This is a genomic window from Kitasatospora sp. NPDC101157 (assembly GCF_044768255.1).
Lineage (GTDB): Bacteria > Actinomycetota > Actinomycetes > Streptomycetales > Streptomycetaceae > Kitasatospora.
Map to the genome: position 1 here is coordinate 534,940 of NZ_JBIWPL010000002.1, position 16,959 is coordinate 551,898.

At 74.0% G+C, this 16,959-nt stretch carries 21 protein-coding genes; 12 read left to right on the top strand and 9 right to left on the bottom strand.

The window, feature by feature from the left end; genetic code table 11:
* Positions 1-19: 19 nt before the first annotated feature.
* The 4 genes from ACIRVF_RS05750 to ACIRVF_RS05765 form a co-directional block, all read right to left on the bottom strand.
* Entirely contained in the window at positions 20-637 is a 618-nt protein-coding gene (locus ACIRVF_RS05750) for a GTP-binding protein (RefSeq protein ID WP_402814178.1), read from the bottom strand.
* A complete protein-coding gene (locus ACIRVF_RS05755) occupies positions 618-977 on the bottom strand; it encodes a DUF742 domain-containing protein (protein WP_030550528.1) in 360 nt (119 codons plus the stop codon). The genes ACIRVF_RS05750 and ACIRVF_RS05755 overlap by 20 nt, the downstream gene beginning before the upstream one ends.
* A gap of 63 nt (positions 978-1,040) precedes the next feature.
* Positions 1,041-1,427, bottom strand: a complete 387-nt coding sequence (locus ACIRVF_RS05760) for a roadblock/LC7 domain-containing protein (RefSeq protein WP_197698027.1) — start codon at positions 1,425-1,427, stop codon at positions 1,041-1,043.
* A gap of 17 nt (positions 1,428-1,444) precedes the next feature.
* The gene (locus tag ACIRVF_RS05765; RefSeq protein WP_402814182.1) at positions 1,445-3,229 is read right to left on the bottom strand and encodes an ATP-binding protein; all 1,785 of its coding nucleotides are present in this window, start codon (positions 3,227-3,229) and stop codon (positions 1,445-1,447) included.
* Between the two features lie 439 nt (positions 3,230-3,668).
* Here ACIRVF_RS05765 and ACIRVF_RS05770 point away from each other — a divergent pair, with 439 nt between their 5' ends.
* From ACIRVF_RS05770 to ACIRVF_RS05810, 9 genes are all read left to right on the top strand, one after another.
* Complete coding sequence (locus ACIRVF_RS05770; RefSeq protein ID WP_402814185.1) at positions 3,669-4,604, top strand: class I SAM-dependent methyltransferase; 936 nt, start codon at positions 3,669-3,671, stop codon at positions 4,602-4,604.
* Entirely contained in the window at positions 4,588-5,136 is a 549-nt protein-coding gene (locus ACIRVF_RS05775; protein ID WP_402814187.1) for a GNAT family N-acetyltransferase, read from the top strand. The genes ACIRVF_RS05770 and ACIRVF_RS05775 overlap by 17 nt, the downstream gene beginning before the upstream one ends.
* Positions 5,137-5,205: 69 nt before the next feature.
* Positions 5,206-5,619, top strand: a complete 414-nt coding sequence (locus tag ACIRVF_RS05780) for a hypothetical protein (protein WP_402814189.1) — start codon at positions 5,206-5,208, stop codon at positions 5,617-5,619.
* A 15-nt stretch (positions 5,620-5,634) separates the two neighbouring features.
* Positions 5,635-6,777: a sensor histidine kinase gene (locus ACIRVF_RS05785; RefSeq protein WP_402814192.1), complete on the top strand. Its 1,143-nt coding sequence runs from the start codon at positions 5,635-5,637 to the stop codon at positions 6,775-6,777.
* Positions 6,774-7,382, top strand: a complete 609-nt coding sequence (locus ACIRVF_RS05790) for a response regulator (protein WP_402814195.1) — start codon at positions 6,774-6,776, stop codon at positions 7,380-7,382. Before ACIRVF_RS05785 ends, ACIRVF_RS05790 begins: the two co-directional genes overlap by 4 nt.
* A 26-nt stretch (positions 7,383-7,408) precedes the next feature.
* A complete protein-coding gene (locus ACIRVF_RS05795; protein WP_402814198.1) occupies positions 7,409-8,143 on the top strand; it encodes a HEAT repeat domain-containing protein in 735 nt (244 codons plus the stop codon).
* A gap of 125 nt (positions 8,144-8,268) precedes the next feature.
* Positions 8,269-8,538, top strand: a complete 270-nt coding sequence (locus ACIRVF_RS05800) for a hypothetical protein (protein ID WP_402814201.1) — start codon at positions 8,269-8,271, stop codon at positions 8,536-8,538.
* 24 nt (positions 8,539-8,562) lie between these two features.
* Positions 8,563-8,850, top strand: coding sequence for a hypothetical protein (locus tag ACIRVF_RS05805; RefSeq protein WP_402814204.1), 288 nt, complete (start codon positions 8,563-8,565; stop codon positions 8,848-8,850).
* Between the two features lie 38 nt (positions 8,851-8,888).
* Complete coding sequence (locus ACIRVF_RS05810; RefSeq protein WP_402814207.1) at positions 8,889-9,314, top strand: hypothetical protein; 426 nt, start codon at positions 8,889-8,891, stop codon at positions 9,312-9,314.
* Positions 9,315-9,322: 8 nt separating this feature from the next.
* On the opposite strand, the gene ACIRVF_RS05815 is transcribed toward ACIRVF_RS05810, so the two are convergent.
* On the bottom strand, positions 9,323-10,495 hold the full coding sequence (locus tag ACIRVF_RS05815; RefSeq protein WP_402814209.1) for an ABC transporter substrate-binding protein: 1,173 nt from the start codon (positions 10,493-10,495) through the stop codon (positions 9,323-9,325).
* A gap of 392 nt (positions 10,496-10,887) precedes the next feature.
* Here ACIRVF_RS05815 and ACIRVF_RS05820 point away from each other — a divergent pair, with 392 nt between their 5' ends.
* On the top strand, positions 10,888-11,988 hold the full coding sequence (locus tag ACIRVF_RS05820) for a DUF4190 domain-containing protein (protein ID WP_402814212.1): 1,101 nt from the start codon (positions 10,888-10,890) through the stop codon (positions 11,986-11,988).
* A 211-nt stretch (positions 11,989-12,199) separates the two neighbouring features.
* A complete protein-coding gene (locus tag ACIRVF_RS05825) occupies positions 12,200-13,006 on the top strand; it encodes a DUF4389 domain-containing protein (RefSeq protein WP_402814213.1) in 807 nt (268 codons plus the stop codon).
* A 142-nt stretch (positions 13,007-13,148) separates the two neighbouring features.
* On the opposite strand, the gene ACIRVF_RS05830 is transcribed toward ACIRVF_RS05825, so the two are convergent.
* The 3 genes from ACIRVF_RS05830 to ACIRVF_RS05840 form a co-directional block, all read right to left on the bottom strand.
* A complete protein-coding gene (locus tag ACIRVF_RS05830) occupies positions 13,149-13,901 on the bottom strand; it encodes an IclR family transcriptional regulator (RefSeq protein ID WP_402814216.1) in 753 nt (250 codons plus the stop codon).
* Between the two features lie 90 nt (positions 13,902-13,991).
* Positions 13,992-14,324: a putative quinol monooxygenase gene (locus ACIRVF_RS05835; protein ID WP_402814219.1), complete on the bottom strand. Its 333-nt coding sequence runs from the start codon at positions 14,322-14,324 to the stop codon at positions 13,992-13,994.
* 123 nt (positions 14,325-14,447) lie between these two features.
* On the bottom strand, positions 14,448-14,813 hold the full coding sequence (locus tag ACIRVF_RS05840; protein WP_402814222.1) for a hypothetical protein: 366 nt from the start codon (positions 14,811-14,813) through the stop codon (positions 14,448-14,450).
* Positions 14,814-14,878: 65 nt separating this feature from the next.
* On the opposite strand from ACIRVF_RS05840, the gene ACIRVF_RS05845 reads away from it, so the two are divergent.
* Positions 14,879-15,658 carry a phosphotransferase gene (locus ACIRVF_RS05845; RefSeq protein WP_402814225.1) on the top strand — a complete coding sequence of 260 codons (780 nt, stop codon included), beginning with the start codon at positions 14,879-14,881 and terminating at the stop codon, positions 15,656-15,658.
* A 62-nt stretch (positions 15,659-15,720) separates the two neighbouring features.
* Here the strand turns inward: ACIRVF_RS05845 and ACIRVF_RS05850 are convergent, their stop codons facing one another.
* Positions 15,721-16,728 carry an NADP-dependent oxidoreductase gene (locus ACIRVF_RS05850; protein WP_402814227.1) on the bottom strand — a complete coding sequence of 336 codons (1,008 nt, stop codon included), beginning with the start codon at positions 16,726-16,728 and terminating at the stop codon, positions 15,721-15,723.
* Positions 16,729-16,959 lie beyond the last annotated feature (231 nt).

Genomic DNA, 16,959 nt, shown 5'->3' on the forward strand with positions numbered 1-16,959 from the left:
CGGACGAAATGCGAAGGGCTCAGCCGGCGGGGGGCGCGGCCAGTTCGTACAGGTACCGCATGAGCGTCATCAGGGTGTCCCGGCTGGACTCGCGGCTGCGCGCGTCGCAGGCGACGATCGGCACCTCGGGCGGCAGGTCGAGCGCCTGGCGCAGCTCGTCGAGGGGGTAACTGGGTGCCTCGGGGAAGCCGTTGACGGCGACCACGAAGGGCACGCCGCGGTCCTCCAGCCGCCCGATCACCTCGAAGCTGACCTCCAGCCGGCGGGTGTCCACCAGCACGACGGCGCCGAGCGCGCCCTCGAACAGGCCGTTCCAGAGGAACCAGAACCGCTCCTGGCCGGGGGTGCCGAAGACGTACAGCACGAGCTTGTCGCTGATGCTGATCCGGCCGAAGTCCATGGCCACCGTGGTGGAGGTCTTGCGCTCGACGCCGGTGGGGTCGTCGACGCCGACCCCGGCCTGGGTCATGGTCTCCTCGGTGGTCAGCGGGCGGATCTCGCTGACGGCGCCGACCAGGGTGGTCTTGCCGACGCCGAAGCCGCCGACGATCACCACCTTGACCGCCATGGTGACGGTGTCGGGCAGCAGGTCCGCGCTCGCCGGTCCGACGACCGTGTCAGAGCCGCTGAAGTCCATGGATCACCGCCTCCAACAGGGCACGGTCGGGGAGTTCCGCCGCGGGTACGGCGGCGCGGGCCTCGATCCGCCCGTCGTCGAGCAGATCCGCCAGCAGGACGGTGACCACGCTCGTGGGCAGTTCGAGGTAGGCGGAGACCTCCGCCACCGAGAGCGGCGAGCGGCACAGCCGCAGGATCGCCGCGTGCTCGGGCTGCATGGCGGGGGTCGGTTCCGCGAGGGAGACGATCAGGGTGACCAGGTCGAAGACTCCCGGCCCGGAGGGGCCGCTGCGACCGCGGGTGATCACGTACAGGCGGTCGGGCTCGGGGCCGTCCCAGCCGCCCTGGTCGGCGGTCATGTCACCGCCTCACTGTGCTCGTTCATGTGCCCGCCCGGGCGCCGGGGCCGGTGGCCGGGGGCTTCACGCGACCACCTCCGGGTTGCGCGGCGGGGCGGACAGGTGCTCGCCGATCCGGTCCACCAGGTCGCGCATCTGGTGGCTGACCAGGCCGGCGTCGACACCCTCGTCGGCGAGCACCGCGAGGTAGGCGCGGTCACCGGCCGACATCAGGTAGAAGTAGCCGCCGTCCACCTCGATCACGACCAGCTTCATCGCGCCGTTGCCGTGCGGGAACTCGTGCCCGACGGCGGCGGCCAGGCTCTGCAGGCCGGCGCAGGCGGCGGCCAGCCGGTCGGCGGTGTCCGGGTCGGCGCCGTACTGGGCGATCCGCAGGCCGTCGGCGGAGAGCACGATGACGTGGCGCACGTACGGGACGCTGTGTGCGAGGTCGTTGAGGATCCAGTCCATGTTGCTGCGGTGCGGAATCACTGCTCGCCTTTCCCTGCCGTCTCTTCACTGGTCTGTCCGGCGCTGTTCGGTGCGGTGCTGCTGGGTCCGGTGGTGGCGGTGCTGCCCGCGGCTGTGGGGCGCGTGGTGTCGTTGCGGGCGGTGCCGTTGCGCGGGGGCTCGCTGCCCGTGGCCTCGCTGCCCGTGGCCTCGCCCTTGCCGGAGCCGGTGCCCTTGTAGCCCTCCATGAACGCCTCCAGCCACAGGCCGGGCTGCTTCCTGGGCCCGGGCGCCGGGGCGGCCGGGCCCGCCGCGGGCCCCGCGGTCGGGCCGCTGGGCTGGGCGGTGCCGCGGGCGGGCGTGGAGAAGACGGCCCGCCCGGTCGGACGGCTGCGGCGGCGCTGCGGCAGGCCGTTGGCGGTGCGCTCGGTGACGATCACCTCGTCGTCCCCGGCCCCCGGGCCGGAGGGGCCCCAGGGGTTGGTCGAGCCGAAGGACGGGCCGACGCCGGCGGACTTCCCAAGCCCGGCGGTCCGGCCGAGGCCGCCGGACGGCCCGGCGCCGGTGGAGGCGGTCCGGGAGCCCCAGGGCCGCGCGGGGGCGGCGTGCCGGGGCTGGTTGGCCGGGAGCGGCCGGGGGCCGGAGAAGGCGCCGATGCCGTGTGCCCGCCCGGTCGGGGGAGCGGTGGTCAGCAGCTCCTGCGGCACCACCAGGACCGCGCGCACACCGCCGTACGCGGAGCGGCGCAGCGAGACCTGGAAGCCGTACGCCTGGCAGAGCCGGCCGAGGATGGCGAAGCCCAGCCGGGGGGACTCGGTGAGGTCGTCGAAGTCCTTGGAGACCATGGCCTCGCGCATCGAGCGCTCGGCCCGGGCGCGGGCCTCGTCGGTGAGTCCGAGGCCGCCGTCCTCGACCTCGATCGCTATCCCGCTCTGCACCTCGGAGGCGCTCAGGTGGACGTGGGTGTGCGGCGGGGAGTAGCGGGTGGCGTTGTCGAGCAGCTCGGCCACCGCGTGGATCAGGGGTTCGACGGCGGGACCGGTGACCGAGATCTGCGCCACCGGGTGCAGGTCGACCCGCTGGTACTCCAGGATCCGGGACATTCCGCCGCGCAGCACGCTGTAGAGGGCGATCGGACGGGTCCACTGGCGGCCGGGCCGGGCGCCGGAGAGGACGGCGATGGAGTCGGCGAGACGGCCGACCAGGGCGTTGCCGTGGTCCAGGCGCAGCAGGTCGTCGAAGACCGCCGGGTCGTTGCCGTGCCGGTCCTCCATCTCCCGCAGGTCCTTGGCCTGGCGGTGGATGATCGCCTGGACCCGGCGGGCCAGGTTGACGAAGGCGCGCTCGGCGGAGTCGCGCCGGCTGACCTCGTCGTCGACGGCCTGGGCGATGCCGCGCACCACCAGCTCCAGCGAGTGGCGGAACTTCCGTGACAGCAGCGGGTTCGGGCGCTGGAAGGGCTGGAGCAGCACGTCGATGGACGAGCCGTACCGGGCGCCGCCGACCAGCCGGCGCAGCTCGCCGGTGGCCATCCGCTCGATCTCGTCCTCCTGCGCGGCCAGCTTGCGCTGCAACTCGTCGACCCGCCGGGTGTGTTCGTCGCGCAGCTCGGCGAGGGCCCGGCCGCGGCGGGCGGATTCGGCGGCCACCACGGCGACCAGCACGGTGGCCGTCGCGCCGCACCACAGCAGTTGGGCCCGGGCTCCGGCCGACACCACCACCGCGGCGACCCCGACCGCGACTGCCATCACGGCCGTGGGCAGCAGCCAGCCGAGCAGGGGCGCGGGGCGCCGTCTGGCGGGTGACGATCCAGCTCGAAGCATTCGGCATCCTCAAACGATCGGAACAGAACGGGGACGGGCGACGACCGGCTCCGGAGGCGTGGTGCTGCAGCATAGCCAAGTTCAGGACATCCTGACCGAAACTCAAAAGTACTGTCAGTCAACCGACTTGTGGCAACTTGCCGGACATGCCAGACATCTCGCACACCAGTCGCAGTCCGGGTCGGCGGGGCCCGGCCACCAAGGCTTCTCGCCCGGCCGCCCCCGCACAGGAAACCCGGCCCGGATTCGCTCATGCGAAGGGTTTCCGGCCCAAGTCGCCGCGAGCTGAGGCGAGTTCGTGCTAAGCGTCGCGCCCGGGGCCGGTTCGTCACTCCTGTGGGGGACAGTGCGGGGCCGGTACGGCGTGGCGCAACATATGTTGCGCAGCAGAGCAATGATTGTTGACGGCTCGCGCGCCCGGTCCCTACAGTGCGGAGCCATGGACATGAACGATCTCGGTCGGCGGGTGGCGGCGGACGTGGCCGGTGGGGGCGGGCTGGACGGCCTGCAGCGGCTGTCGGGGGTGATCGAGGCGCTGGAGGAGCGGCGCACCGACCTGGTGGAGGAGCTGCGGCGCGGCCGCGAGGCGACCTGGGAGGAGATCGGCCGCGCCTGCGGGATGACCAGGCAGGGCGCGACCCGGCGCTGGTCCGGCCGGCTGCGGGCCCGCTCTTTCGGCCTCGCCGCCGCCTCCTACCAGCACGGCCGGCCCGGCTACCCCCAGGCGCTGATCGGCTCGGCGGTGCCGCGCGAGGCCCGCCGGGTGCTCGACCTCGGCGCCGGGACGGGCAAGTTGACCGCTCTGCTGGTCGACGCGGGGCTGGACGTGGTCGCGGTGGAGCCCGACGCCGGCATGCGCAACCGGCTCGCCGCCGCCGTCCCGAAGGCGGCGGTGCGGGCCGGCTCGGCCGAGCGCATCCCGCTGCCCGACGCGGGGGTGGACGCGGTGGTGGTCGCCCAGGCCTGGCACTGGTTCGACCAGGCGGCGGCCGTACCGGAGATCGCCCGGGTACTCGCCCCCGGCGGGACCCTCGCCCTGGTGTGGAACGTCCGCGACGAGACCGAGCCCTGGGCCGCCGCCCTCGGCGCGCTGATGCACCGCTCGGCCCGCCGGCAGATCGACACCGCACCGGTGCTGCCGGCCCCGTTCGGCCCGCCCGAGCGGCTGGAGATCCGCTGGGAGCACTCCACCACCCCGGCCGGGATCGTCGACCTGGTCGCCTCCCGCAGCTACGTCATCGCCCTGCCCGAGGCCGAGCGCGCCCGGCTGCTGGCCGACGTCGAGCACCTGCTCGCCACCCACCCCGGCGTGGCCGGGCGCGAGGAGATCGCCATGCCCTACGTGACCAGGTGCACCCGTGTCCGCCTCGGCTGAGCCCGCCGTGGTCATCCGCCGCCTCGGCGTCGCGGACGCCGAACCGTACCGGGCCTTCCGGCTCACCGCCCTGCGTGAGACGCCGACCGCCTTCACCTCCGGCTACGCCGAGGAGCGCGCCAAGCCGATGGCCGCCACGCTGGCCCGCCTCGGCGAGATCGAACGGGGGTCGGGCGCCCTGCTGGGCGCCTTCGGGCACGACGGCGCCCTGGTCGGCACCGCCGGACTGCGGGTGCAGCCGCGCAGCCAGGAACGCCACAAGGCCGTCCTGTGGGGCATGGCGGTGGCCCGCTCGGCGGGCGGCCGGGGGATCGGCGGCGCCCTGGTGGACCGGGTGCTCGCGGTCGCCGCGGAGGACGGGCGACTGCTGCAGGTGCTGCTGACCGTCTCCGAGGGCAACGAACCGGCCCTGCGCCTCTACGCCTCCCGCGGCTTCGAGGTGTGGGGCCGTGAGCCCCGGGCCGTTCTGGTGGAAGGGAAGGCGGTCGCCAAGCTGCACATGGTGCGGCTGCTGGCCGAGCCGACGGGCTGACAATTGTCATGGTGCGGGGGTGTGGCAGCACACTGCCGCCCGGCCCCGCACCGCGGCCACGATGAGGGCATGACCTCCACCGAGCTGAACCACCCCGACACCCGCCGGGCCTTCCGTACCGTACGGCGACTCGTGCTCGCCTACGTGGGCCTCAGTGCCCTCACCTTGGTCGCCGCCTTCGCCCTCCGCGACCGCACCGACCTGGTCACCCCGGCCGTGTGGGTGCGCGGCACCATCGTGCTGGCCGGGGCCGCCGTCGCCCTGCTGCTCACCGTCCGCGCGGCCCGCGGCTCCCGCGGGGCCTTCCGGCGGCTGCGGATCGTCTCCGGCGCCATGCTCGTCGCGATTGCTGCGATCATCGCCGTGCCGGGGGTCTTTCCGGTCTGGATGAAGATCGAACAGGGCTTCTGCGGCCTCGCCCTGCTGGGCGTCGCCGTGGTGCTCAACGGACGGCAGCTGCGCACGCTGTTCGCCCGGCCCTGAGAAGGGGGCGCCGGAGTGACCGACCTCGACCGTGAGAACACGCCGGAGCCCGCCCACAGTTGGGCGGGCGGCTGGCGGCGGATCATGCTGGGCACCGGGATGCTGGTCTTTCCGACGCTCACCGCGGTGGCCGTGAGCGGCGACGTCGGCGGGTCCGCAGCGGTCGCCGGGTTCGCCGTGATCATCGCGTTCTGCCTCTGCTACGTGCTCCTCGCGCTCGCCCTCGGGCGCGAGCGGCGGGGCCTCGTCAAGCCGCTGCTGGCGGTGATGACCGCCCTGTTCCTGGCCGTTCTGCCGTTCGCCCACGCGGACGCCTTCTTCCTCGCCACCGTGATCGTCTCCGTGGTCGCGGTGCTGTGGCGGCAGTACACCCTCCCGGTGGTCGCCGCCGGCACGCTCGCCGCCCTGCTGGTGCCCTGGGCGGTGCCCGCCTGGCACACCGGGCCAGGGGCATTCCAGGCGCTGGCCCTGCTGTTCACCTCGCTCACCTGCGGCGCCTTCGCCGAGATCGCCGCCACCAACCGGGCCCTGGTCGCCGCCCGGGCCGAGGTCGCGCGCCTCGCCTCCGAGGCCGAGCGCAACCGGATCGCCCGCGACCTGCACGACCTGCTCGGCCACTCGCTCACCGCGATCACCGTCAAGTCCCGCCTCGCCCAACGGCTGGCCGCGAAGGACCTGGACCAGGCCGTGGCCGAGATGACGGCCGTGGAGTCGCTCTCCCGCCAGGCCCTGGCCGACGTGCGTGCCGCCGTCACCGGCTACCGCGAGGTCACCATCGCCGGGGAACTCGCCCGGGGCCGTGAACTGCTGCGCGCCGCCGGGGTGGTGGCCGACCTGCCCAAGGCGGCCGACGCGGTCGGGCCGGAGCAGCGCGAACTGTTCGGCTGGGTCGTGCGCGAGGGCATCACCAACGTCGTCCGGCACGCCCGGGCCGGCCGCTGCTCGGTGCTGCTGACCGCCACCTCGGTGGAGATCCGCGACGACGGACCGGGCGGTGCCGGTCTCGGCCTCATCGGTGCGGGCAAGGGCCTGACCGGGCTGCGGGAACGGGTCGCGGCGGCGGGCGGTACGGTCGAGGCCGGCCCGCTCGACCCGCGCGGGTGGCGACTGCTGGTCACCCTCGGGCAGACCGAATCGCACTCCGAAGGGACGACATGACGATCCGCCTGCTGCTCGCGGAGGACCAGGAGCTGGTCCGCACCGCGCTGCGCGCCCTGCTCGACCTCGAAGACGACTTCGAGGTGGTCGCCGCCGTCGGACGCGGCGACCAGGTGGTCGAGGCCGCCCGCGAGCACCGGCCGGACGTCGCCCTGCTGGACATCGAGATGCCCGGGCTGGACGGCCTGGCGGCCGCCGCGGTGCTCGCCCAGGAGGTCCCCGACTGCCAGGTGGTCATCCTCACCACCTTCGGCCGCGCCGGCTACCTGCGCCGTGCCATGGAGGCGGGGGCGCTCGGTTTCGTGGTCAAGGACGCCCCGGCCGAGGTGCTCGCCGACGCCGTCCGCCGGGTCGCGGCGGGGGAGCGGGTGGTCGACCCGGAACTCGCCGCCGCCACTCTCGCCGCCGGGGCCTCCCCGCTCACCGCCCGTGAACGCGACGTCCTCGACGCCTCCCGCTCCGGCGCCGGAGTCGCCGAGATCGCCGCGAAGCTCTACCTCTCCGAGGGCACCGTCCGCAACTACTTCTCCTCCGCGATCGCCAAGACCGGCACCCGCAACCGCACCGAGGCCCTGCGAGCGGCCGACGAGCGCGGCTGGCTGTAGGAACAGTGTTGGACGCTGGAGGACACATGGACCTGGACCGCGCCATCGACCGGCGCGTCGGCGAGCTCGACTCGGATTCGACCGAGGTGGCGGAGGACGCCCAGTACTCGCTGATCGCCATGGGGCCCGCGGTGCTGGACGAGGTGATCGCGGCGACGCCCCGCCTGGGGCCGTTCGGGCAGCTCTGCGCCATCGAGGTCTTCACCGCACTGAAGGACCCGCGGCCGGCGGAGGTGCTGATCGGCCTGCTGGACGGCGCGTCCGGCACCGTTCGCCAGTGGGCCGCCGAAGCCCTGGCGGAGCTCGGGATCCGGCGGGCCGTGCCGGCGCTGCAACGGGCGTACCAAGCCTTCCGGCAGAGCGGAGAGGCCCCCGACGACAGCGAGGCAGTGGCACTGCGCCAGGCACTGACGGACCTCGGGGCCCGGCAGCCCGTGCTCCCGCCCCGGGCCGCGGCGCTGCGGGCCACCTCGGTGGCGGACCTGGACCCGGCTTGGCCGACGGTCCACCTCGCCGAAGTCATCGAGGACCTCGCGGCCCACGCCCAGGCGGTGCTGCCCTTCCACGTGTGGCAGCGGCGCGGCGACGGGACGTTCGGCCACCACCCGGGGCCGGGCATCGACTGGACCGTCGACCGGCGGCAGTCCTGGGCCGGGATCGTGGCCCACTGCCGGGACCGGGCCCTGCTGGCCGCCGAGGCGACCGACCCGGCTCCCGATCTGGTGGCGGCGGTCGACTGGATCGACGTCTCGGACCTGTGAGGGAATCCGGGCCGGGGGAGGACCCGAAGGCGTTTCCGGGCCCGGTGAGCCGGTTAGACGCGCGGAGCCGAGGGAGCGGCCGGAGGGCCGCCGCGCGGCGGAAGGACGACCCCGGAGGAGGAGGCATGACCGGCTCGCAGAACGAGGACCGGAGCGAGTCGCCGGTCCAGCGCTTCGCGGCGGGGTCGTTCGCCTGGGTGTTCGCGGTGACGGCCGTGGTGCTGGGAGTGCTGGCGGGCATCCTTCCCGTCGACGGCGCGACGACGGGCTACTGCGCACTGGCGGCCCTCCTGTTCGCGCTGCTCGCGGCCGGCACGGTCGTCGAGCGGGTGGTCGTCCGGCGCCGGGCGGATCGTCCACGCCACGGGGGAGGGCCTCCGGTGCGAGACTCGTAGGGGGACGGAACGAAGGACGGAACCATGACCGGTGACATCCGGATCGAAGCACTGGGTGACCACGAGTACCTCGTGAGCTTCCCCACCGCCGGTGAGGCGGTCCTCTCCCGCTTCCAGGCCACCGAGGGGACCCTGGCACAGCCGAGCCTTCGCCGCGCCGACGAGCGACGGATCGTCGCGGAGACCGCCGCCTACCTCTCCGAACGCCAGCAGACGGCCGACCTGCCGCCGATGATCGACCTCGATGACGTCGCCGCCGCGTACGGCGACGACTACCTTGAGGAACTCGCGCGCCGGCTCAGCCCCCTGTGACGGGCGACGACGCGGCCCGGGGGCCGGTGGTATGGGCGATGGCCGTGCGCGAGGCCGTGTACGGCCCGCCGATCGCTGAGCTGATCATGGAGGTCGGGGCGAACCTGCACGCCGACCTGGTCGAGGCGGCCGTCGACAGCGGTTTCACGGTCGCCGCCGGTGAGCCGCCGGCGACGACCGGCGTGATCGAGGTCGGCGACGGCCGGGTGGAGCGGCTGCTGCTGGTCGGCGGCCGCCAGGGGTGGGAGCCGGGCTCACGGGTCGAGGTGTCGGCGCGCTGGCTGGCGGCGGCCGAGGGGCGGGGTGAGGCGGTGGTGGTCGTCGTACCGCCGCAGGACCGGCCGGTCGGGCCGGTCGACGAGGGCCTCGGGGCGCAGGTCGACGCCTTCACCCGCTGGGTCGAGGAGCAGCGGGTGGCGGGCCGGGTGCTGCACGGGGCGGTGTCGGTGCGCGGCTGGGCGTGAACGGGGGCTCAGCCGGTGTGCGGGACAGCGGTGTGCGGGACAGCGGTGTGGGGGACACCGGTGTGCGGGACAGCGGTGTGCAGGACCCGGAAGCGCTCGGGCGCCGCCGGATCGCGGTCGACGACCTGGACCGGCGGCCAGGCCCACTGCCACACGCTGATGCCCGGGGAGCGGGAGAAACGGATCGGCCCGCGGGTGCCCTCGACGCCGACCTGTGACCAGGCCCCGGCGATGCGCTCGCGGTCCGGACCGGCGGTGCGCAGCACCTCGGCGAGGACGGTGACGGTGTCGTAGCCCTCGAAGGCGACGAAGGACGGCGCTTCGCCCAGGCGCTCACGCAGGGCCGCGTCGACCCGCGCGCCGAGCGGGCCGAACCGCTCGGGCAGGTAGCGCAGGAACGGGACGCCCGCGCCGTCGCGGCCCAACAGGGCCGCCCACTCGGCGAATTCGGGCTGCCCCGCCGGAGCTCCGATCAGGAGGCCGGTGAGGCGCCCGTCCTGGCGGACGGCCCTGACGATCGGTCCGGCGGGCTCGGGGTGGCCGACCAGGAGCAGCAGGGCCGTCGCGTCGTGCCGGACGAGTTCCTCGCAGAGGGCGGCGGGGGAGAGCGCGCCGGTGTCGAGTTCGACGACGGTGCCGCCGTGCGGAGCGAGGTGTTCCCGCAGGATGCGGGCCCCGGCGGCCCAGTAGACGCTCTGCTGGGTCGCCACGGCGATGCGGCGGTGGCCCGCGCCGAGCAGGAAGTCCGCGTAGATCCGCCAGCCGTGGGACTGCGCGGGACACAGACGGGCGACCCGTTCGGTCGGTTCGTCGGTGAGCGCGTCGAGCACCGCGGACGAGCAGAGGAAGGGCAGGCCGAGGGCGTCCGCCCTGGCGGCCACGGCGCGGGCGACGACGCTGTGGTACTCCCCGGCCACCGCGGTTACGCCCAGCCGGTCGAGTTCGTCGACGGCCGCCGCGGCCCGGTGCGGATCGGCCGCGGTGTCCCGGACCAGCAGTTCGAGCGGCCTGCCGGCGATGCCGCCGACGTCGTTGACGTCGCGGACCGCCGTTTCGAGTCCGGCGAGCACGTGCCTGCCCGCCTCGACCCAGCCGGGCCTGGTCAGCGGGACGAGGGCGCCGATCCGCACGGACGTCCCGTCAGCGGGCACCGCCGCGGACGCCGATGCTGCCGTACTCATGCGCTGGTGCCTCCCGACTGACGGTTCGGGGGCAGGTTGCCCTGACCACCGACCGGAGCGCAAGCGAGTTCCGTTCCGAAGGGCGGTGGCGGGCCGCCGCGCCGAGCGCGGTCGCGCGGGGGTCGCGGCCGCGTGGGGCCGGGGGCGGCGGTCCAGTCGCGGACGAAGCACGGCGGTGGTTCCTGGCCAGGGCCGGTGCCGGGGACGTCACCGGGCACCTGTATGTTGATCAGTCGCCGATCCTGTGGCGGTCCCGTGCCGGGGTGTCGACGCGCGGGTCCGGCCCGGACCGGCGCCCGTTCCGCGCAGGTCGGGCCGCTGCCGCCGGGGGGCCGACGGGCCTCGGCCGCCGAACTGCCGCTCATCGTCCAGACGTTCGCGAAGGATCTCGTATGACCGTTCCCGTCCCGCCCGACGACCCGAAGTCCGCGGAGGAGGAGCCGGCCGGCACCGACCCGTGGGCGCCGCCGAACCCGGGCGGCGCGGGTGAGGCGCCGGGCCAGGACAAGGCCACGGTCCCGGTCCCGGCCGAGGGTCCCACGCCTGCCGCTGCTCCCGCCCCCGCTGAGGGTGCGGCCCGAGTCTTCGCCGCGCCCGGTGGGTTCGCCGCGCCCCCCGGCGGGCAGCCGGGCGCGCCGTACTGGCCGGCGTACCCCGTGGCGCCGCCGCAGCCCCGCAACGGCCTCGGCATCGCGGCGATGGTGCTCGGGATCGTCGGCACGGTCCTGAGCCTTGCCGTCATCCTGTTCTGGATGTCCTGGCTGCCGGCCCTGCTGGCCCTGATCTTCGGCTTCATCGGCCTGGGCTACGCCCGCAGGGGTGTGGCGACCAACCGGGGGATGGCGCTCGCGGGCGTCATCCTGGGCATCACGGGCCTGGTCGTCTCGATCGGCGCCGGGGTGTTCGTCGTGGCGCGGGTGCACACCGTGAACGAGGAGCGCAGGGCCGAGGCGGACGCCGCCCGTGCCCGGGCCGAGGAGGAGCAGCGGGCCGCCGACGAGCGGGTGGCGAAGGCGAAGGAGCGGCTGGAGGCCGCACGGAAGAAGGCCGAGGCCGAGCGGCAGGCGGCGGCGGCGGACGAGCGGGCCCGGCGCCTGTCGTTCGGCCAGTCCTACACCTACGGGGACGGGCTGAAGGTCACGATGGCGGCGCCGGAGCCGTACGTCCCGAGCCGGACGGTGTTCGAGACTCCGAAGGACGCCACGGTCATCCAGGTGAAGATCACCGTGGTGAACACCGGCTCCAAGGAGGTCTCGCTCTACGGGTCGGGGCTGCCCTTCGTCCACGACGCCAAGGGCGGCCTGGTCACCTCGCTGATCGACGGGAGCGACCGGATGAAGATTCTCCAAGGCTCGCTGGCGCCCGGTCAGGAGGCTACGGGGGTGTCCGCGTACGCCCTGCCCGGCGGCGCGGCCGACACCTTCTCCGTGGAGTTCAACTACGGCAACGGACTGGAGCGCAAGAACGTCATCTGGACCGGCGCGCCCAGCTGACCAGGCGTCCGGAGGGCCAACCGGCCCGGGACCGGCCGCGACCGGAGGGCCCACCCGGCCCGGGACCGGCCGCTCGGCCGAGCCCGGGCCGTCCGCGTTACCCGTCCGGCGCAGCGCGGCGCGCGGGGCGGGCGGAGTGCTGCGATCTTCGGAGGGCACCCGGCCGTGCCCGATCGCCGGGTCCCCTCGTCCCGAGACCGTGGAGGCCCGGATGTGGCAGGCTCCCCCCGCCCCCGTCAGCAGTGAGTGGCTTCCGGTGCTGGACATGCCGGCGGCCGGCCCGCAGAGCCGGTGGACGGTGCTGCTGCGCTTCCTGCTGCTGATCCCGCAGTTCGTGGTGGTGTGGCTGCTCTCGGTGGTGGCGTTCTTCGTCACCGTGATCGGCTGGTTCGGCGCGCTGGTGCTCGGCCGGCTGCCCGCCTTCGTGGCGGACTACCTCACCGCCTACCTCCCGTACGACACCCGGGTCACCGCTTACCTGATGCTCACCGTCGACCGCTACCCGCCGTTCCGGTTCCGCGCCCCGGAGTACCCGGTGCAGGTCGAACTGCGCCCGGGCGAGCTGAACCGGCTCGCCGTCCTGTTCCGGATCATCCTGGTCATCCCGGCGTCGATCGTGCAGGGCCTGGTGTACGCGGGGTGGTGGCTGGTGTCGTTCATCATCTGGCTGGTGGTGCTGATTCTCGGCCGGATGCCCCAGGCGCTGTACGAGGCGACCACGGCCATCGTGCGCTACCGGATGCGCTACCTGGTGATGCTCACCTCGGCCTACCCCAAGCGGCTGTTCGGCGAGGAGCCGGGCAGTGAGCCCGAGCGGGTGTCGGCCACCCGTCCGCTGGTCCTGAGCGGCGCCGGGCGCGGCCTGGTGGTGCTGTTCCTGCTCCTCGGCGCGGTGTCCTGGGCGACCAGTTCCGTGACCGCCTCGGTGAACAACGACGACAACGACGACGACAACGGCCCCAATCCGACCCAGCGCGTCATGGCACCGCTCGTCCCGGGCCCCGCTGATCAGGGCTGACGGCCGTCTGTCGAAGGGCACTTGACGGGACCTCGGGCGGAGCGGGATGCTGTGCGGCAGCTGGGCCAGCTGGTGTGAACGAGATCGCAGCCTCTTTCACACCAGCTGGCCCGGTGTCGTTCCGCAGGGGGGCGCACGGGCGTCAGGCCCGCTGGGAAGCCTCCCTGGCGGCTTGTTTGACGGCGGTGATCAGCTGCTGCCGCCGGGCGCGCAGGTCCTCGGGGCGGACGGACAGCGAGACGCTGCCGATCACGGCGCCGCCGGAGCCGAGGACCGGGGCCGCCAGGCAGGCCAGCCCCGGGCGGGCCTCCTCGACATCCAGGGCGACTCCGGTCCGGCGGATCCGCCGCAGCTCCTGGTCGAGCCGCTCGGCGGAGGCGATGGTCTGCGGGGTGAAGCGGCGCAGGCCGGGCTGTTCGAGGTAGCGGCGGCGCGCGGCCGGCCCGGCGGCGGCCAGGGCGATCTTGCCGTGCGCGTAGGCGTGGGATCGGGGGTCGACGCCGACCGCGAGCTCGGGCCGCTCCTCGCCGTCGGCGGTGACGGTCCGCACGTCCGCGATCACCAGTCCGTCGCCCTGGTAGGCGACGTAGTTCGCGCAGGCGCGGGTGGCCTGCCGCATCCGGGCGAGCACCCCGTCGATGTCGTCGGTCAGACCCGCCTGCCGCTGGAACGCACGGTGCAGGGCGGAGACCTGGTAGCCGAGGGTGTAGCCGCCGCCCGTGCGCACCAGGTAGCCGCGCTCGGTGAGCGGGGTGAGGAGGGTGTAGACCGTCGACAGGGCGCAGCCGAGGCCCCGGGCGAGGGCCTTGGCCGAAACCGGTGCCGTCGCCTGCGCGACGAGTTCCAGCACCTCCAGGGTGCGGTCGGCGGCGCGCGGCCCGGTCTGCCCGGCCATGACGGATGCTCCTCCTGCTCGTCGTTCGTGCTCCGTCCAGTGTGCCGGTGGCCGGATCGGCGGCGACCACCAACCCCAGGGGCGGCGGGCTCAGTCCTCGCGGGGCGAGAGCTCTCCCATCAGGTCCCAGCCCTCGCGGTCGGGGAGGTCGACGCTGATGATCCTCGGCTTGGCGGCGACCGCGCCGGACAGCGTCTCCATGGCCTGCGCGAAGTGGGCCGACTCGACGTGGGCCCGGCCGGCCTCGGCGTCGCGGAAGCCCTCCACCAGGACGTACTCGTTCGGGTCCGCCAGACTGCGGGACCACTCGAAGAACAGGTTGCCCGGTTCGGCACGGGTGGCCTCGGTGAACTCCTGGACGACGGTCGGCCACTGGTCGCTGAGCTCGGGACGGACGGGGAACTTCACGGTGATGAAGATCATGGAGGTCCTTCGGGTCGGGTCGGGGACGGTCGGGTCCTCACCCTGCCCGAACGCCGTCCGGCGGGCGGAACGTGACGCGCCGCGATTCCGCTCCTGCCGGAAAAGCGGCTCCCGTCTCCGCCCCTACGGCTGGAGGCGGTCGGGGAACGGGAGGCGGGTGATCGGCGGGTCGTCCCAGGAGTAGACCTCCAGGCTGGACAGTCGGCCCTCGGTGGTGAACACCATGGCTCCGCCGATCGGTTGGCCGTCGGCGTCGAGCACGGTGGCCTCGGCGACGATCCGGGTGCCGACGGAGGTGGTCGGCACGGCCTCCGGGCGCTCCACGGCGAAGTCGAGGCTGGGGCAGGGACACGGGCAGCCGCCGGTGACCCGCAGCTGCGGGATCTGGGCGCGCAGCGTGCGGCAGTCGGGCGTGTCGGCGGCCAGGAGCGCTTCCAGGAGCGCGACCGCCTCGGCGGGCAGCCGGGCACCGGGCGTGCTGTCGTTCATGGCGGAAGCCGATCACCCGTCCGGACGGCGCGTCAACCGGGTTCGGGGCCCGATACGCTGCCGCCATGATCGAGGACGGCGCGACGGACCACGGCAGCGTGACCACGGTCCGGCGGATCGGTGAAACGATCCGCCGGCCGGTGGGGGAGTGGACACCCGCGGTGCACGCGCTGCTGACCCACCTGGAGGCGGTGGGTTTCACCCGGGCCCCGCGACTGCTCGGCATCGACGGCACCGACGAGGTGCTGTCGCTGCTGTACGGCGAGCCCGCCTTCGGCCCCTGGCCGGCGAAGCTGCGGTCGACCGCCGGAGTCGCTGAGCTCGGACGCTGGCTGCGGGACTACCACGACGCCGTCCGGGACTTCCGGCCGCCGGCCGACGCCCGGTGGCGGGGCCAGGAGGAGCAGTGGCGGCCCGGCATGGTCATCCGGCACGGCGACCTCGGTCCGTGGAACTCCATCTGGGACGGCGAGGAACTGGTCGGTTTCATCGACTGGGACTTCGCCGCGCCCGGCCACGCCCTCGACGACCTCGCACAACTCGCTTGGTACGCCGTGCCGTTGCGTCCCGCCGAGAAGCAGCGGCGAGCTGAGGTCACCGGCGACCACGTCCTGCGGAGCCGGCTGCACGCGTTGTGCGCCGCCTACGGGGCCGAGCCGGCGGCCGTGCTCGACGCCCTGGAGGCACTCCAGTCGCGCGAAGCCGAGCGGATCGAACGGCTCGGCGGGCTGGGCCAGGAACCGTGGGCGGGCTTCCTCGCCCGCGGGGACGTGGCCGAGATGGCTGCCGAGCGGTCCTGGCTCCGGTCGCGGCGCGACGCGTTGCTGGGCGGTTCGGGCGGCTGAGCCCCGAGGTGGCCGCCGGGAATCCCCGGCGGCCACCGTCAGCCCGCACCGGCCGGTCCGGGTCACACCAGGCGCAGCACCAGCTTGCCGGTGTTCTCGCCGCGGAACAGCATCCCGAAGGTCTCCGGGAAGTCGGCCACGGTGCCCTCGACCAGGTGCTCCTTGACCTTGATCCGGCCCTCGCCGATCCAGGCCGCGATCTCGGCCGTCGCCTGGGCGTAGCGGCGGGCGTAGTCGAAGACCACGAAGCCCTCCATGCGGGCCCGCCGCACCAGCAGCGACAGGTAGTTGGACGGCCCCTGCACGCCGTCCTCGTTGTTGTACTGGCTGATCGCGCCGCAGACGACGACCCGGGCGTGCATCGCCAGCCTGGTCAGGGCGGCGTCCAGGATCGGGCCGCCGACGTTGTCGAAGTAGACGTCGATGCCGTCCGGGGCGTGGGTGCGCAGCGCCTTGCGGACGTCCTCGGACCGGTAGTCGATCGCCGCGTCGAAGCCGAGCTCCTCGGTGAGCAGGGCGCACTTCTCCGGTCCGCCGGCGATGCCGACCACCCGGCAGCCCTTGACCTTGGCGATCTGCCCGACCATGGTGCCGACCGCCCCGGCGGCACCGGAGACCACCACGGTCTCGCCCTCCTTGAGCGCGCCGACCTCCAGCAGTCCGAAGTAGGCCGTCATCCCGGGCATTCCGAGCGCCCCGACGTAGGTGGACAGCGGCGCGAGCGCGGGGTCGACCCTGACCGCGCCCTTGCCGTCGGACACCGCGTAGTCCTGGACCCCGAAGGCTCCCGCCACGTGGTCGCCGACCTGGAAATTCGGGTGGTTCGACGCCACCACCTCGACCACCGAACCGGCCCGCATCACCTCGCCCAGCCCCACCGGCGGGAGGTACGACGGACGGTCGTCCAGCCAGCCGCGCATCGCCGGGTCCAGTGAGATGCACTTGGTCCGCCCCAGGAACTCCCCGTCGCCGGGCACCGCGACGGGCTCCTCCCCGTACGTCCAGTCCTCCGGCCGGACCTCGCCGACCGGTCGACGGGCGAGGCGGATCTGGCGGTTGACGTCGGTCATGGCATCTCCTGAGGGCGTACTCGGTGTCCGTACGGGCAGGTGCCGATTCTAAGCAAGCGCTTATTCATCTGACCAGAGAATGGCCGGATCTCGCCGGTGACGCCGACCGTCCGGTCGACCGCCCCGCGGTCGGCGCCCCCGGACCCGCCGCCGCCCATGGTCGGGGCTCGGCGATCGGCCCGCTGAACTCCCCTTTCCCCACGGTCGGTTGTCCACGTCCCAGTGCGCTCG

Coding starts and splice junctions, on each gene's coding strand:
- ACIRVF_RS05750 (WP_402814178.1), bottom strand. CDS start 637: ATGGACTTCAGCGGCTCTGACACGGTCGTCGGACCGGCGAGCGCGGAC.
- ACIRVF_RS05755 (WP_030550528.1), bottom strand. CDS start 977: ATGACCGCCGACCAGGGCGGCTGGGACGGCCCCGAGCCCGACCGCCTG.
- ACIRVF_RS05760 (WP_197698027.1), bottom strand. CDS start 1,427: ATGGACTGGATCCTCAACGACCTCGCACACAGCGTCCCGTACGTGCGC.
- ACIRVF_RS05765 (WP_402814182.1), bottom strand. CDS start 3,229: ATGCTTCGAGCTGGATCGTCACCCGCCAGACGGCGCCCCGCGCCCCTG.
- ACIRVF_RS05770 (WP_402814185.1), top strand. CDS start 3,669: ATGGACATGAACGATCTCGGTCGGCGGGTGGCGGCGGACGTGGCCGGT.
- ACIRVF_RS05780 (WP_402814189.1), top strand. CDS start 5,206: ATGACCTCCACCGAGCTGAACCACCCCGACACCCGCCGGGCCTTCCGT.
- ACIRVF_RS05790 (WP_402814195.1), top strand. CDS start 6,774: ATGACGATCCGCCTGCTGCTCGCGGAGGACCAGGAGCTGGTCCGCACC.
- ACIRVF_RS05795 (WP_402814198.1), top strand. CDS start 7,409: ATGGACCTGGACCGCGCCATCGACCGGCGCGTCGGCGAGCTCGACTCG.
- ACIRVF_RS05800 (WP_402814201.1), top strand. CDS start 8,269: ATGACCGGCTCGCAGAACGAGGACCGGAGCGAGTCGCCGGTCCAGCGC.
- ACIRVF_RS05805 (WP_402814204.1), top strand. CDS start 8,563: ATGACCGGTGACATCCGGATCGAAGCACTGGGTGACCACGAGTACCTC.
- ACIRVF_RS05810 (WP_402814207.1), top strand. CDS start 8,889: ATGGCCGTGCGCGAGGCCGTGTACGGCCCGCCGATCGCTGAGCTGATC.
- ACIRVF_RS05815 (WP_402814209.1), bottom strand. CDS start 10,495: ATGAGTACGGCAGCATCGGCGTCCGCGGCGGTGCCCGCTGACGGGACG.
- ACIRVF_RS05820 (WP_402814212.1), top strand. CDS start 10,888: ATGACCGTTCCCGTCCCGCCCGACGACCCGAAGTCCGCGGAGGAGGAG.
- ACIRVF_RS05825 (WP_402814213.1), top strand. CDS start 12,200: ATGTGGCAGGCTCCCCCCGCCCCCGTCAGCAGTGAGTGGCTTCCGGTG.
- ACIRVF_RS05830 (WP_402814216.1), bottom strand. CDS start 13,901: ATGGCCGGGCAGACCGGGCCGCGCGCCGCCGACCGCACCCTGGAGGTG.
- ACIRVF_RS05835 (WP_402814219.1), bottom strand. CDS start 14,324: ATGATCTTCATCACCGTGAAGTTCCCCGTCCGTCCCGAGCTCAGCGAC.
- ACIRVF_RS05840 (WP_402814222.1), bottom strand. CDS start 14,813: ATGAACGACAGCACGCCCGGTGCCCGGCTGCCCGCCGAGGCGGTCGCG.
- ACIRVF_RS05845 (WP_402814225.1), top strand. CDS start 14,879: ATGATCGAGGACGGCGCGACGGACCACGGCAGCGTGACCACGGTCCGG.
- ACIRVF_RS05850 (WP_402814227.1), bottom strand. CDS start 16,728: ATGACCGACGTCAACCGCCAGATCCGCCTCGCCCGTCGACCGGTCGGC.